Here is a 14,140-nt window from a genome sequence, read left to right as displayed (position 1 = left end):
GCTTGGGAAGCGCCTCCGGTCGTCCGGTCGGCACCGTGGATGGGATGGGTGTGTGGAACGCAGGCGGCCGGCATCAGTCGGCCAGCCGCAGCTTCTGGCTGCGCGTGATCTGCACGATGCGCGAGGAGTGGACGATCACCTCGACCTGGCCATAGGCCAGGTCGCGGACCGCCTCGAGCACGGCGCGCTCGGCTTCGCTGATCCCGGGCCCGTCGCCGCGTTGCGCGGCGGCGGGCTCGGCGGGTGCCGGTGGGGACGTGGGGGATCGGCTCATGGCGACGATGCCCGTGGGTTGGGGGATGGCGTCAGGCCGCGCTGCGCTCGCCGTCGAGGCTGGCCAGCCACTCGTCGTCCGAGCCTTCGTTGACGCCGGCGAACAGCGGCGTGGAGAAGTAGCGCTCGCCGGTGTCGGGCATGGTCGCCAGCAGCACCGAACCTTCCGGCGCGGACTCGGCCACCTTGAGCGCGGCGGCCACGGTGGCGCCGGAGGAGATGCCGACGAACAGGCCTTCCTCGGCGGCCAGGCGGCGGGCGGTGCCGATCGCCTCGTCGTCGGTCACGTTCACCAGCTCGTCGTGCACGGTGCGGCTGAGCACCTCGGGCAGGAAGTCCGGGGTCCAGCCCTGGATCTTGTGCGGCGCCCAGTCCTTGCCGCCCAGCAGCGACGCGCCGACCGGCTCGGTGGCGATGATCCTGGTCTCCGGCCGCGCAACCTTGAGCACCTCGCCCACGCCGGTGAGCGTGCCGCCGGTGCCCCAGCCGCTGACGAAGTAGTCCAGCCGGCGGCCGGCGAAGTCGCGCAGGATCTCGGCGGCCGTGGTCTGGCGGTGGTAGGCGGGGTTGGCCGGGTTGGTGAACTGCGAGGCCAGGAACCAGCCGTGCTTGTCGGCCAGCTCCTTGGCCTTCTTCACCATGCCGGTGCCGCGCTCGGCGGCGGCGGTGAGGATCACCTTGGCGCCATAGGCGCGCATCAGCTTGCGGCGCTCGACCGAGAAGGTCTCGGTCATCACCGCCACGAAGCGGTAGCCGCGGGCCGCGGCCACCTGCGCCAGCGCCACGCCGGTATTGCCGGAGGTGGCCTCGACGATGGTGTCGCCGGGCTTGAGCAGGCCGCGCTGTTCGGCATCGAGCACGATCGCGATCGCCAGGCGGTCCTTGACCGAGCCACCGGGGTTGAACGACTCCGCCTTGGCGTAGACGGTGACGTGCTTGGGCGCGATGCGGTGCAGCTTGACGATCGGCGTGTTGCCGATGGTGTCGATGATGCTGTCGTAGATGGCCATGGTGCGGTCTCGATGCGGGGTGGACGATCAGGCGGCGTCCGCGAGCGGAACGTCGGAAGTGCCGAGCGGAGCGGCGCCGAACCAGTGCAGGGCGCCGGCCAGCGCGGCCACCTCGCCGACGATCAGCAGCGCAGGCGACTGTACGGCGTGGTGCCGCGCCAGGCGTGACAGATCGGTTAGGCGGCCGTTGACCACGCGCTGGTCGGCGCGCGTGCCGTTCTCGACCAGCGCAAACGGCGTGTCCGGCGCGCGCCCGTGCGCGATCAGCTGCGCCTGCACCGTGTCCAGCCGCGACACGCCCATGTAGAACGCCAGCGTCTGCCGCTCCTGCGCCAGCGCGGGCCAGTCCAGGGTGTCCGGACCCTCCTGGGCGTGCGCGGTGACCAGGCGCACCGACTGCGCGTGGTCGCGATGGGTCAGGGGGATCCCGGCATAGGCGGCGCAGGCGGCCGCGGCGGTGATGCCCGGGACGACCTCGTAGTCGATGCCGGCCGCGCGCAGCGCCTCGAGTTCCTCGCCGCCGCGGCCGAACACGAACGGATCGCCGCCCTTGAGCCGGACCACGCGCCTGCCGGCGGCGGCATGCTCGACCAGCAGGGCGTTGATGCCGTCCTGCGGCACCGCATGGTGGCCGGCACGCTTGCCGACCTCGATGCGCTCGGCGTCGCGTCGCGCGAGCGCCAGCACCTCGGCGCTGACCAGGCGGTCGTGCAGGATCACGTCGGCCTCGCCCAGCAGGCGCAGCGCGCGCAGGGTGAGCAGGCCGGCATCGCCGGGCCCGGCGCCGACCAGGGCCACCGAGCCGCGCACGCTGGCGGGATCCTTCGACGACGCCAGCGTCGCATCGAGCAGGCGCTCGGCCTCGATGTGGCGGCGCCTGCGCAGCAGGCCCTGCAGCGGGCCGGAGAGCAGGCGCCCGAACGCGCGCCGGCGCGCACCCGGCTCCGGCCAGCGCGCGACGATGCGGTGGCGATGGCGCGCCAGCAGGCCGGCGAGCGCGCCAAAGGATTCGTCGAACTGCGCCTCCAGCCGCTCGCGCACCAGCCGCGCCAGCATCGGCGCGCCGCCGCCGCTGGAAATCGCGATCTGCAGCGGGCCGCGCTCGACCCGGGCGGGCAGGTGCACGCGCGCCAGGTCCGCGTCGTCGACCACGTTGACCCAGATCCCGCGCGCTTCGCCGGCTTCGGCGACGGCCCGGTTCACCTGCGCATCGTCGGTGGCGGCGATCGCCAGCCAGGCGCCGTCCAGCCAGTCCGGATGGAAGCGGCCGGGGAGGTGTTCGATCGCGCCCTCGGCGGCCAGGGTCGCCAGTGTAGGTACCAGCGCCGGCGCGGCGACCCGGACGCGCGCGCCGGTGCCGGCCAGCGCCTCGACCTTGCGGGCCGCCACCGCGCCGCCGCCCACGACCAGCACGGCGCGGCCGCGCAGGTCCGCGAACAGGGGGAACAGCCGGGTGGTGGCAGGGGCGTCGGGCATCGGGACGGGCGCGTGGCGATGGGGCGACGCTAGCGACTGCGGGGGCGCAGGAGGAAATGGCGACGCGTGCTGCGCTTATTCCCGTAAGGCATAAGCCTGTGCCGGCGCCGCGTGGACAGCCCGGCCAGGCGCGACTATGATCCAGCGCTCCATCTTTCCATCATGATGAAAGGATGGAGGTTGCGGCCGAAACCAGCGCCGCGCGGACTGGAGCCATGACCCTCACCCAACTGCGCTACCTGGTCGCGATCGCCGATTCGGGACTCAACATCACCCTGGCGGCCGAGCGCGTGCACGCCACCCAGCCCGGCCTCTCCAAGCAGCTCAAGCAGCTGGAGGACGAGCTGGGCTTCCAGCTGTTCGTCCGCAAGGGCCGCAGCCTGGATGCGATCGCCCCGGCCGGCGAGCGCGTGCTGGAGCATGCGCGGCGGATCCTGGCCGAGGCCGCCAACATCCGCAGCTATGCCGCCAACGAGCGCGGCGAGTACAGCGGCCGCCTGCTGCTGGCCACCACCCACACCCAGGCGCGCTACGTGCTGCCGCCGGTGATCGCCGCGATCCGGCGCGAGTTCCCGCGGGTGGACGTCGACCTGCAGGCCGCGAGCGATGCCGAGGTGCTGCAGCAGCTCCACGACGGGGCGGACGTGGCGCTGATCAGCACCGCCGGCGCCACGCCCTCGGGCGGGCTGCCGGTGCCGCTGTACCGCTGGCGGCGCGTGCTGCTGGTCCCGCTTTCGCACCCGCTGGCAGGGCTGCAGCGCGCGCCCACGCTGGCCGAACTCGCGCGCCATCCGCTGATCAGCTACGAGTCGTCCACGCGCGGCGATTCCTCGATGCGGCGCGCCTTCGCCGCGGCCGGGGTCGAGCCGCAGATCGCGATGACCGCGCGCGACGCCAACCTGATCAAGACCTACGTGCGCGCCGGCCTCGGCGCCGGCCTGCTGGCGGAAATGGCGGTGGGTCCGCGCGAGGACGACGACCTGCGGATCCTGGAAGCGCCGGCGGAAATCCCCGAGTGCATCACCTGGGCGGTGATCCCGCGCGGGCGGGTGCTGCGCGACTACGCGCTGGCGCTGCTGCATGGGGTGGCCCCCCAGCTCGACCGCCGCGACCTGCGCCGCGTGATCGAAGGCAACCTCGATGCCGACTGGCCCCATCCGCCGAGCTGGCGCGAGCTGAGCCAGGCGATCACGATCTAGCGGACCCCGCTGCACGCGACGCGCACTGCATCTGCCGCCGGGCGAGCCGGGGCGGGAGGGGACGTCCTCAGTCCTGCACCGCCGTGATGTAGGCGCCGGTGCCCACGATCTGGAAGGTGTCGTTGTCCACGCGCCGCACCGGGGTGCCGTCCGAGAGGGTGTACACGAAGCGGGCCGCGCCGTGGTCCGGAGAGTCCTTGCCTTCCTCCGGTGCTTCCAGCCGCTGGATCACCTTGTGGCGGTTGCCTGCTTCGTCCTGGGCGTAGAGCGTCTGCGTCATGCGCGATCCTCCATCCGGCGGGGGGAACCCCACGCTAGCGTCGTGCCGGAAGAACCCCGTGAAGAAAATACCGCGCGCGCGTTAAGTCCGCCGTGCGAGATGCACGCGCGCGCTGGATCGCCATGCCGGGCACCGGGCGACGAGGCAGGCCGTTGCAGGCCCCGGCCAACAGGCGGCTAGAGATGCGCCGTGACCGCCGGTGGCGAATCCCAGTCGTCGCCGGCGCCGTCCTCGTAGCGCAGCGGCGCCGCGGCCAGTTCGGCCGGCGTGGCGTCGTCGAGACAGGCCAGGTTGACGCAGACGAAGGGTCCGCCCATCACCTCGAAGTCGGCGCGGCTGAAGGTGTTCACCCCGCATTGCGGACAGAAGCAGTGCTCGATCGCGCACGCGCCGAACCGATAGCGGCCCAGCGTGGCCTCGTCGCTGCGCAGCGCGAACGCCTCTGCCGGCACGTGCGCCTTCCAGATGCGCGTCTTGCGGCAGTAGCTGCAGTTGCAGCGCAGGGTCGACGCGTACCACGGGCCGGGGCGCGGCTGCGGCGAGCGCTCCCCGTGCGGCGCCAGGTCGACCTGGCAGCGGAAGCGGACGCTGCCGCAATGGCAGCTGCCCGAGCGTGGCTGGATCATGCGATGCCTCGTGTGCGGGGTCACTCCGCGACGACGAACGGGCGCATCGAGGATCGACGCCGGGCACCTCCGTGCACCGGCGCGGCTATGGCGTCGCCGCTGCCCGGGTCGCCGCCGAGGCGTCGGGGTGGCCGTGGTAGACCGCGTCGCGGAAGCGCTTGTGCAGGTCGGTGCCGCCCGGCGGGATCGACTGCGTGAACAACACCGCGACGATGTCGTTGGCCGGATCCACCCAGAACAGCGTGTTGGCGTAGCCGTCCCAGAAGAACTCGCCCACAGCGCCGGACGCCTCCTCCGCGTTGGCCGGCGGCGAGTGGCGCACCGCGAAATCGATGCCGAAGCCGACCTGGCCCTTGCCGGGAAGCCAGGAGCGGTCGGTGACCCCGGCCGGCAGCATGTCGGTGGCCATCAGCCGCACCGTGTCGGCATGGAGCACGCGCGCGCCGTCGAAGCTGCCGCCGTCGAGCAGCATGCGGCCGAAGCGCATGTAGTCGTCCAGGGTCGAGACCAGGCCGTAGCCGCCGGGCGCAGCCAGGGTCCACTCGCGATAGGCGTTGTCGAGCGCCGGCGAGTCGGGCAGCCGGGTGAACGCGCCGTCGGCGTACTCGTACATCGCCGCCATGCGTCCGCGCCGGTCTTCCGCGACGTGGTAGCTGGTGTCGGCCATGCGCAGCGGCTCGAGCACGCGTTCGCGCACCAGCTGTTCGAAAGGCCTGCCGGCCAGCACCTCGGCCAGCCGCGCCTGCACGTCCACCGAGATGCCGTACAGCCAGCGCGTGCCGGGCTGGTAGGCCAGCGGCAGCGCGGCCAGGCGTTCGGACATCTGCGCCAGGGTGATCGCGCGCGAGTCCACGTCGGCCTCGCGATACAGCGCCGCCGCCGGATTGTCCTCGAACGCCGCGGCGAAGCCGGCGGTGTGGCGCAGGATGTCGCGCACCAGAATCGGCCGTTCGGGCGCGACCAGGATCGGCTCGCCGTCGGCATCCTCGCCCGCATGCACGCGCACGTTGGCGTACTCGGGCAGGTAGGTCGCCAGCGGCTCGTCGAGTTCGAACAGGCCTTGCTCGTACAGCGACATCAGCACCACGCCGGTGACCGGCTTGGTCATCGAATAGACCTGGGCGAGCGTGTCGCGCGCCATCGGCCGGGCGGCCTCCCGGTCGGCCATGCCGAACGCGCCGAAGTAGGCTTCGCGGCCGCGCTCGTGGACCAGGGCCGACACGCCCACGGCGCGACCTTCGTCGACGATGCCCTGCAGCACCTGGTCGATGTGCGCGGCATCGACGACGGTCGGCTGCGGCGCGGCGCCGGCCGGGACATCGCCGGGCGCGGCGAGGCCGGTGTTCGAAGCAGGCTGGCAGGCGGCCAGCAGCAGGCCGAGGACGGCCGCCAGGCGGATTCTCATGTGGGCTCCCGGACAGGACGTGGCGAACGCACGCGGCGATCGACGCGCGAGTATGCCGTCGCGCGGGATCGGGCTCCCGCTGCAGCGCAGCGTCGATGCAGCTGCAACCTTTGCGCGATGCAGGCCGGCGCCGTTGCGCCGGCGTCCCGTGCACTGGCGCATAGTGGGACACCTTTCCTGCGCCGGGAGTCCCCATGAAAGCCGTCCGCTTCATCGCCGCCGGCAGGCCTGCCGAAGTGGTCGATCTGCCCGAGCCGCGGCCGGGTCCGGGCGAGGTGCTGCTGAAGATCGGCGGCGCCGGCGTCTGCCATTCCGACCTGCACGTACTCGAGCAGGGCCTGGGTTTCGAGGGGCCGTTCACCCTGGGCCACGAGAACGCCGGCTGGATCGCCGCCCTGGGCAGCGGCGTACAAGGCTGGAAGGAAGGCGATGCGGTCGCCGTGTACGGCCCCTGGGGCTGCGGCCGCTGCCGCACCTGCCAGGGCTCGGCGGAAAACTACTGCGAGAACCACGTGTCGATCCCGGGCTACGGCGGCGGGCTGGGGTCCGATGGCGGCATGGCCGAGTACATGCTGGTGCCCTCGCCGCGGCTGCTGGTGCCGCTGGGCGGACTGGACCCGGCCGAAGCCGCCCCGCTGAGCGACGCCGCGCTCACGCCCTACCATGCGATCAAGCAGGCGCTGCCGATGCTCACGCCGGGCGCGCACGTGGTGGTGATCGGCATCGGCGGCCTCGGCCACATGGCGGTGCAACTGCTGCAGGCCACCTGTGCGGCCGAGGTGATCGCCTGCGACCTGGATGCGGACAAGCTCGAGCATGCCCGCGCCCTGGGCGTGCGCCATACCGTCGACACGCGCGACGCCGATGCGGCCTTCGAACGGATCCGCGAAATCACCGGCGCCCGCGGCGCGCGCGTGGTGCTGGACATCGTCGGCGCGCAGCCGACCGTGGACCTGGCCGCGCGCGTGGTCGGCCGCGACAGCCGCATCAGCATCATCGGCCTGGGCGGGGGCGTGCTGCACTACGCGGCCAACCAGCCGCCCTACGGCTGCCAGGTGAGCGTGCCGTACTGGGGCACGCGCACCGAACTGATGGAGGTGATCGCGCTGGCCCAGCAGGGCGCGATCCGCGCGCTGGTCGAACGCCATCGGCTGGAGGACGCGCCGCAGGTCTACGAGCGCCTGCACGCGGGCAAGGTCAAGGGACGCGCGGTGCTGGTGCCCTGAGCCGCGCCGCCCGCGCGGCTCAGGCCGGGTCGGCGAGCGCGCGCGTGGGTGCGCGCGCGTCGCTTGCGCGCACCACGCGGTTGCGGCCGCGCAGCTTGGCTTCGTACAGCGCCTGGTCGGCGCGCAGCACCAGCGGCTGCGCGTCCAGTCCATGCTCGGGGCAGCCGGCCACGCCGATCGAGAGCGTGGTGCGCATCACCTGTCCGGCCGAGACCACCTGCAGCGATTCGAAGGTCGCGCGCAGGTCCTCGGCCATGTCGATGGCCTCGGCCACCGGCGTGCCGGGCAGCATCATCAGGAATTCCTCGCCGCCGTAGCGGCAGGCGATCAGGCCGGCGTCGCGCACGCGGTCGCGCAGCAGGTCGGCCAGGCGACGGATCATCTCGTCGCCGGCCGGATGGCCATAGGTGTCGTTGATGCGCTTGAAGCGGTCGATGTCGATCAGCACCAGGGTCAGCGGCAGCCCCGACTGCATGCACTGGGCCAGTTCGCGCTCCAGCGCCTCGTCCAGGAAGCGGCGGTTGTGCAGGCCGGTGAGCGGGTCGCGTTGCGCCTGTTCCTGCAGCTGCGACTGCAGCGCGGTGATCTGCTCCAGCCGCTCGCCCAGCTCGCGCCGGCTGTCGCGCAGTTTGACGCCGCGACGATAGGCGGCGTTGGCGAAAAACAGCAGGTAGGCGGTGAGCAGCACGATGCACAGCAGCGAGGTGTGCAGTTCGGTGTGCGGGCGCAACTCCAGCCCGTGCACCGCGGCGACCGCCGCCACGCCCGCCGCCAGCGAGGCCACGCCCTTCCACAGCCCGGGCATGCCCATGAAGATCACCACGTTCAGGCAGACCCCGACGAACAGCACGAAGCTGATCCACAGCGGCAGGCCCATCACCGCGATCCAGGCGCCCAGCAGCACGCCATCGATCAGCAGGTTCTGCAGTTCGGCACGCAGCGGATCGGGGGAGCGCGCGGCACGCCAGTACACCAGCTGCGGATACACCAGCAGATGCAGCGCCAGCAGCGTCCACATCAGAGGGCCGGCCTGCAGGTAGGCAAGATGCGTGCCCAGCACGAACAGGCCCAGCGCGAAGAACAGCGACCTGTTGCGCCGGTTGAGCGTGACCACCCAATGGACCTTGCCCGCGTTCACTGCATTCCCCCTGTGTGCGGCACCTTCGACCACCGCCGCGCACGCTTGTTCCATGCGGATCGGTATTGTAACGGCGAGCCGGGCGGGATCCGGACGCCACCGGCCTGCACGCGGCCTGCCGCCGCACTGCCGTAGGCTGTCCACGTGACCCGTGAGGGAAGGCGCATGCAGCGACCGGCCATACCGCAGAACGAGCAGCAGCGGCTCGCGGCCGTGCAGGCCCTTGGCATCCTCGATACCGGCCCGGAATCCACCTTCGACGACCTGGTCGCGATCGCGGCGGCGGTGTGCGGAGTGCCGATGGGGGCGGTCTCCCTCATCGATGCCGAACGCCAGTGGTTCAAGGCGCACCATGGGCTGGAGGTCGCCGAGACCCCGCGTGAGCTGTCCTTCTGCGGCCATGCGATCCTCGGAGGTGGCGTGTTCGTGGTGCCCGACGCGCTCGAGGACGCCCGGTTCCGCGACAATCCCTTCGTCACCGGCGAGCCCGGCGTGCGCTTCTACGCCGGGGCGCCCCTGCTCGATGCCGACGGCTTGGCGGTGGGCGCGCTGTGCGTGATGGACCGGGTCCCGCGACGGCTGGCGGTCTACCAGCTGCAGGCGCTCGAAGCGCTTTCGCGCCAGGTGTCGGCGCAACTCGAGCTGCGCCGGGTGACGCGCGAACTGCAGCTCCAGCTGCAGGAGCGCCACTGGTACGAAGCGCAGCTGCGCAGCCTCAACGCCGAGCTGGCGCTGCGCAACGCCGACCTGGGCGAACAGGTCCTGCAGGACGCGCTGACCGGGTTGGCCAACCGGCGCGCGCTGGGCGCGGCGCTCGAACGCGCGATCGCCGATGGTGGCCGGTATTGCCTGGCCCTGCTGGACATCGACCACTTCAAGGCGGTCAACGACACCCATGGCCATGTCGCCGGCGACGAGGTGCTGGTCGCGGTCGCGCGCGCACTCGCCTCTTCGGCCGACGGCGACGGCGTGCTGGCGCGCTACGGTGGCGAGGAGTTCGCGTGGCTGCTCGACGGCGGCATCGAGGCGGCGCGACTGCGCTGCGAGGACATGCGTCGCGCCGCCGCCATGGCCTCGCCGCAGATGCCGGTGACGGCGAGCATCGGACTCACCGCGGTACGGCCGGGCGATGGCCTGGCCGGGGTGATGCAACGGGCCGATCGCGCGCTGTACGCCGCCAAGCGCGGCGGCCGTGATCGCGTCGAGATCGCCTGAGGCAGGATCAGCGCAGGCGCCGGGCGTTGGCCACCACCCGGCGATGCACCGGCGCCAGGCCCTTCGCGGCGATCCGCCGCACGCCGCTGTCGACCATGCGTGCGGCCTGCCCCGCCGTCGGCGCGGTCGTCATCCAGGCCAGGCCCAGGCGCATCTGCTGCCGCCAGGCTTCGGCCCACATCGCAGACCAGGCCTGGGCGAAGGCCACCTGCTTTTCCAGCACCATGGCAACCATGTCGCTGCGGCCCCGTGTGGAGGGCGCGGCACCCTCCAGCGCCATCCGCGCGAGCCGCGCGCCGGCCACGGCCGGTGCGAGCGTGGCCAGTTCGAGGAGCCGGGTGGAGGTGCCAGTGGCGGCGTGGCGCCGGCGGGGACGGGTCATGGGGATGGGCCGGGCAGGGCGCATGATCATGGCAGCGCCGTGCGAAGACGCCGCGAAGACCCGCCGTCGCGTCAGGGCGCCTGGCCGACCCGCGCCGCCTGGCGTTCCCTGATCCAGCGCATCTGGTTGCGGAAGGTGTCGGTCCAGTACACGTCGCGGTGCTCGGCAAGGAAGGCGAGCAGCTGTTCGTGCGCCTCGCGGCCGACCGACAGGTGGTCGCCGCCGATGCCGTGGAAGGTGAAGTTGACCATGGTCCCGCGGCGTCCGGCGTCCTCGACCAGCGCGATGAGTTCGGCGCCGCTGGCATCGACCGGCACAGTGACCGGTACCGCGGCCGGATCCAGCGTCCACATGTCCGGCACCACCGTGCCGCCGACCAGCTTGACGCCGAGGAACAGGCCGGCCACCTCGCCGATGTAGTCGCCGTCGCGCGCCATGCGGTCGCCGCAGGGCGCGGTGAAGGTGAACTCGCTGCTGCCGTCGATGGCGTGCAGCATGGTGTTGGCCACCTCCACCTGGGCACGCATCTGCGCCACGCTGGTGGCGTCCAGGTCCTGCGCCGGCTGCACCCATTCGCGTCCCGCGCCGCGGGCCGAGCACTGGTGGAACAGGCTGTGGTTGCCGAGCTCATGGCCATTGCGCGCCGCGGCGCGCCATTCCGGCAGCCGCGCGCGGACCGGCTCGGCGGCGAGGATGAGGTAGAAGCTGCCCTTGAGCCCATGCCGGTCCAGCGCCGGAATCGCGACGTCCAGATGGGTGGGCACCGCGTCGTCGTAGGCCAGGCTCACCGCCGCGCGCTGGCCCTGCGGCCACGGGAAGGCCTCATCGGCCGCCATCGCGTCGCTGCCGGCCAGCGCCAGCGCCAGGGCCGCGCAGGCCACGCCCATTCCGGCTGCTGGATGCATCACCTTCCCCTTTTCCGTCCCGAAGGGCGCATGGTGCCGCAGATGGCCGCAGGCTGCGCGCCGGGTTCGCCGGCCGCCGTCCGGAAGCGCGGGCGGACCACTGCGTCGCGCGCGCAGGCGTTCCGCGCGCCGGGACGCGCGGTTATCGTGGCCGGTTCCCCCTCATCCGGTGCCCCGCTTGCCCGCCGATCCACGCTCCGCGCAGCAGCGCGCAACCCGCGCCGCGTTCTTCATTCCCGGCTTCGTCATCGCCACCTGGGCGCCGATCGTGCCCTTCGCCAAGCTGCGCGCCGGCCTGGACGATGCGCAACTGGGCCTGGTGCTGCTGTGCCTGGGGTTGGGCTCTCTGGTGGCGATGCCGCTGGCCGGGGCGCTGGCCGCGCGCCAGGGCTGCCGGCGGGTGATGCTGGCCGCGGCGCTGCTGATGCTGGTCCTGCTGCCGCTGCTGGCGGTCGTCTCCGATGCCTGGCTGCTGGGCGGCGTGCTGCTGCTGCTCGGCGCGGCGATGGGCGCGATGGACTGCACCATGAACATCCAGGCGGTGCTGGTCGAACGCGAGGCGGGACGGCCGATGATGTCCGGCTTCCACGCCTACTACAGCATCGGCAGCCTTGCCGGCGCGGTGGTGGTCACCCTGATGCTGGGCGTCGGCGTGCCGGTGCTGGCGGCAACGGTGGCCGTGTCTGCGGTGGTACTGCTGTTGGCCGCGGTTTCGGCCCGCGCCTGGCGCGCGGAGCGCGCGGCCGGTGGCGCGGCGGCGTTTGCCCTGCCGCGCGGCGTGGTGCTGGGCATCGGCCTGGTGTGCTTCGTGAGCTTCCTGGCCGAAGGCGCCATGCTCGACTGGAGCGCGGTGTTCCTGCACGAGGTCAAGGGGGTCGAGCTCGAGCGCGCCGGCTGGGCCTTCGTCGTGTTCAACCTGGCGATGACCGCCACGCGCCTGGCCGGCGACCGGGTGGTGGCGGGCGTCGGCCGTGCCCGCACCGTGCTGGCCGGCGGACTGGTGGGCGCCTCGGGCCTGGCGCTGGCGATGCTGGCGCCCGGTCTGGGCATGGGCCTGGCCGGCTATGCGCTGCTGGGGGTGGGCTGCGCCAATATCGTGCCGGTGATGTTCACGCTGGCCGGCGGGCAGACGCGCATGCCCGAGCACCTCGCAATCCCGGCCGTCACCACGATGGGCTATGCCGGTGTGCTGGCCGGCCCGGCCCTGATCGGCTTCGTGGCGCAGGGCGCCTCGCTCACCGCGGCGCTGCTGCTGGTGGCCTGCGCGCTGGCGGCCGCGGCCGGCCTGGGGGCGCGCATCGGTCGCCGCCCCGCCTGATCCGTGCGCGCCGGCACGTTGTCACCCGATGTACGCGAATCGGCAACGCGATGTTGACGTTGCGCTGCCTACGATGCGCCGCCCGCAAACGGCGGAAGCATCCGTGAGAGGTGTGCCGATGAGTGCTGCAAGCACCGCGCCTGCAAGCATCAGGATCGAAGTGAAGCCCGACATCGAGGGCGGCTGGGCGGTGACCCGCGACTGCATCATCGACGGCTATTTCGTCGATGTCGGCGCGGCCAACGACTACGCCAGCGCCTGCGCCCAGCGCGCACGCCGCGCGGGCATCGCGGTCAGCCTGCAGGTCGCGCCGCCGCCGCCATCGATCGAGGCCGCGTAGGAGCGCACCGGTCCAGTGCTGCGCGGTGCCGCGGACACAGCAGCGCTTTCGCCGGCGGCAGCTCAGTTCGATTCGGGCGGGAGGGGGTCCGGCGGGCTGTCGGGTTCCGGCGGCGGCGGAACTGCGGCCGGCAATCCGGTCGGGGTGCCCGGCAGGTAGAAGCCCACGCGGTCGAACAGGCGGGTGTAGAACTCCTGGTTCTGCACGGTGTTGCTGCCGACCCGCACCAGGTTGGCATTGCCGCCGCCGATCGGCACCGGTACCGACACCGACCCGATCATGCTCACGCCGACGCTGGCCGAACTGGACTGGCTCTTGAGCGCGTAGCGCTCCTGTACCGCGTTGATGAACACGATGGCGCTGCCGCCGACCTGCGGCACGCAGGTCGCGCGCACGTCGAGCTGGGTGTGGATGTCCGACTCGGGCTGGAAGTGCTTGGCCGCCTCCAGCGAATCGGCGGCCATCCGCTTGATGATGTATCCCTGCCCGAGCAGCGCGCGCCGCGTCGCCTCGCAGGCCACGTCCGGCGCCACCGGATAGCTGCGCGAATACGTGTCCTCGGCGCCGAAGACTTCGCCCAGCGGCGGGGCCTGCGTGCGCGATCGGTTCGTGCCGCAGGCAGCCAGCGCAAGGACGGCGATCGCGACGAGGATGTGTCGGCTGCAGCGGGGCATCGGCGGGAACGGCGGGATCGGTTGAGCGGCGGAGTGTAGTGGCGCGGCGATGCAGGCGAACTGAATATCGCGCGACAGGCGCGGGTGATGCTGGCGCCGCAACCGGTCCGGAACCGCTGCGTGCGGCTGCCTCTGGCAGCATGGAACGTTGGCATGCGTTTCACGCAGTGGGTGGGACAGTCGCGCGGGTTGGATCACTGGAGACGAGGCAATGCCACGCGGAGACAAGTCCAGCTATACCGACAAGCAGAAGCGCCAGGCCGAACACATCGAGGACAGCGAGAAGGAGCGCGGCCGCTCGAGCGAGACGGCCGAACGGATCGCCTGGGCAACCGTCAACAAGCAGGATGGCGGCGGGAAGAAGGGCGGGCGCAAGTCGACGAAGAAGGCTGCGAAGAAGGCGACCAAGAAGGCTGCCAACAAGTCGACGAAGAAGCCAACGAAGAAGGCCACAAGGAAGTCGACCAAGAAGGCTACGAAGAAGGCCACCAAGAAGGCGACCAAGAAGGCGACCAAGAAGGCCACCAAGAAGGCCACCAAGAAGGCCACCAAGAAGGCCACCAAGAAGGCCACCAAGAAGGCCACCAAGAAGCCCGCCAAGAAGCCCGCCAAGAAGCCCGCCAAGAAGCCCGCCAAGAAGCCCGCCAAGAAGCCCGCCAAGAAGCCCGCCAAG

General features: G+C 71.9%; 16 protein-coding genes. 6 read left to right on the top strand and 10 right to left on the bottom strand.

Annotation, left to right across the window (positions count from 1 at the left end; translation table 11 throughout):
- Positions 1-73 precede the first annotated feature (73 nt).
- From Q0863_RS08170 to cysG, 3 genes are read right to left on the bottom strand one after another with little or no spacing between them, the layout of a single operon-like run.
- On the bottom strand, positions 74-274 hold the full coding sequence (locus tag Q0863_RS08170; RefSeq protein ID WP_298577126.1) for a YezD family protein: 201 nt from the start codon (positions 272-274) through the stop codon (positions 74-76).
- A gap of 31 nt (positions 275-305) precedes the next feature.
- Complete coding sequence (gene cysK / locus Q0863_RS08165; RefSeq protein WP_298577124.1) at positions 306-1,283, bottom strand: cysteine synthase A; 978 nt, start codon at positions 1,281-1,283, stop codon at positions 306-308.
- A 27-nt stretch (positions 1,284-1,310) separates the two neighbouring features.
- On the bottom strand, positions 1,311-2,759 hold the full coding sequence (cysG, locus tag Q0863_RS08160; RefSeq protein WP_298577122.1) for a siroheme synthase CysG: 1,449 nt from the start codon (positions 2,757-2,759) through the stop codon (positions 1,311-1,313).
- Positions 2,760-2,974: 215 nt separating this feature from the next.
- Here cysG and Q0863_RS08155 point away from each other — a divergent pair, with 215 nt between their 5' ends.
- Entirely contained in the window at positions 2,975-3,958 is a 984-nt protein-coding gene (locus Q0863_RS08155) for a LysR family transcriptional regulator (protein WP_298577120.1), read from the top strand.
- 67 nt (positions 3,959-4,025) lie between these two features.
- Here Q0863_RS08155 and Q0863_RS08150 read toward each other — a convergent pair whose 3' ends face one another.
- From Q0863_RS08150 to Q0863_RS08140, 3 genes are all read right to left on the bottom strand, one after another.
- Positions 4,026-4,238, bottom strand: a complete 213-nt coding sequence (locus Q0863_RS08150) for a hypothetical protein (RefSeq protein WP_298577118.1) — start codon at positions 4,236-4,238, stop codon at positions 4,026-4,028.
- A gap of 176 nt (positions 4,239-4,414) precedes the next feature.
- On the bottom strand, positions 4,415-4,864 hold the full coding sequence (locus tag Q0863_RS08145; protein WP_298577116.1) for a GFA family protein: 450 nt from the start codon (positions 4,862-4,864) through the stop codon (positions 4,415-4,417).
- Between the two features lie 85 nt (positions 4,865-4,949).
- Positions 4,950-6,269, bottom strand: coding sequence for a serine hydrolase domain-containing protein (locus tag Q0863_RS08140; protein ID WP_298577114.1), 1,320 nt, complete (start codon positions 6,267-6,269; stop codon positions 4,950-4,952).
- 194 nt (positions 6,270-6,463) lie between these two features.
- On the opposite strand from Q0863_RS08140, the gene Q0863_RS08135 reads away from it, so the two are divergent.
- Positions 6,464-7,495, top strand: coding sequence for an NAD(P)-dependent alcohol dehydrogenase (locus Q0863_RS08135; protein ID WP_298577113.1), 1,032 nt, complete (start codon positions 6,464-6,466; stop codon positions 7,493-7,495).
- Between the two features lie 19 nt (positions 7,496-7,514).
- Here the strand turns inward: Q0863_RS08135 and Q0863_RS08130 are convergent, their stop codons facing one another.
- On the bottom strand, positions 7,515-8,633 hold the full coding sequence (locus Q0863_RS08130; protein WP_298577112.1) for a GGDEF domain-containing protein: 1,119 nt from the start codon (positions 8,631-8,633) through the stop codon (positions 7,515-7,517).
- 165 nt (positions 8,634-8,798) lie between these two features.
- On the opposite strand from Q0863_RS08130, the gene Q0863_RS08125 reads away from it, so the two are divergent.
- Positions 8,799-9,848: a sensor domain-containing diguanylate cyclase gene (locus Q0863_RS08125; RefSeq protein WP_298577111.1), complete on the top strand. Its 1,050-nt coding sequence runs from the start codon at positions 8,799-8,801 to the stop codon at positions 9,846-9,848.
- Positions 9,849-9,855: 7 nt separating this feature from the next.
- On the opposite strand, the gene Q0863_RS08120 is transcribed toward Q0863_RS08125, so the two are convergent.
- Both Q0863_RS08120 and Q0863_RS08115 read right to left on the bottom strand, forming a co-directional pair.
- Entirely contained in the window at positions 9,856-10,230 is a 375-nt protein-coding gene (locus tag Q0863_RS08120; protein ID WP_298577110.1) for a hypothetical protein, read from the bottom strand.
- Positions 10,231-10,301: 71 nt separating this feature from the next.
- The gene (locus tag Q0863_RS08115) at positions 10,302-11,135 is read right to left on the bottom strand and encodes a polysaccharide deacetylase family protein (RefSeq protein ID WP_298577108.1); all 834 of its coding nucleotides are present in this window, start codon (positions 11,133-11,135) and stop codon (positions 10,302-10,304) included.
- 169 nt (positions 11,136-11,304) lie between these two features.
- Here Q0863_RS08115 and Q0863_RS08110 point away from each other — a divergent pair, with 169 nt between their 5' ends.
- Both Q0863_RS08110 and Q0863_RS08105 read left to right on the top strand, forming a co-directional pair.
- Complete coding sequence (locus Q0863_RS08110) at positions 11,305-12,453, top strand: MFS transporter (RefSeq protein ID WP_345780520.1); 1,149 nt, start codon at positions 11,305-11,307, stop codon at positions 12,451-12,453.
- A gap of 118 nt (positions 12,454-12,571) precedes the next feature.
- Entirely contained in the window at positions 12,572-12,793 is a 222-nt protein-coding gene (locus Q0863_RS08105) for a hypothetical protein (protein WP_298577105.1), read from the top strand.
- Positions 12,794-12,855: 62 nt separating this feature from the next.
- Here Q0863_RS08105 and Q0863_RS08100 read toward each other — a convergent pair whose 3' ends face one another.
- Positions 12,856-13,467, bottom strand: a complete 612-nt coding sequence (locus Q0863_RS08100) for a DUF2242 domain-containing protein (RefSeq protein WP_298577103.1) — start codon at positions 13,465-13,467, stop codon at positions 12,856-12,858.
- Between the two features lie 211 nt (positions 13,468-13,678).
- Between Q0863_RS08100 and Q0863_RS08095 the strand changes: the two genes are divergently transcribed.
- Positions 13,679-14,140 (top strand): HupB (locus Q0863_RS08095; RefSeq protein ID WP_298577102.1); only part of this gene is annotated, 462 nt, incomplete at its 3' end.

It is taken from the genome of uncultured Luteimonas sp. (assembly GCF_947492465.1).
Classification (GTDB): Bacteria; Pseudomonadota; Gammaproteobacteria; order Xanthomonadales; family Xanthomonadaceae; genus Luteimonas.
The sequence above is the reverse complement of the archived record's forward strand: the minus strand, read 5'-3'. Positions and strand labels throughout refer to the sequence as shown.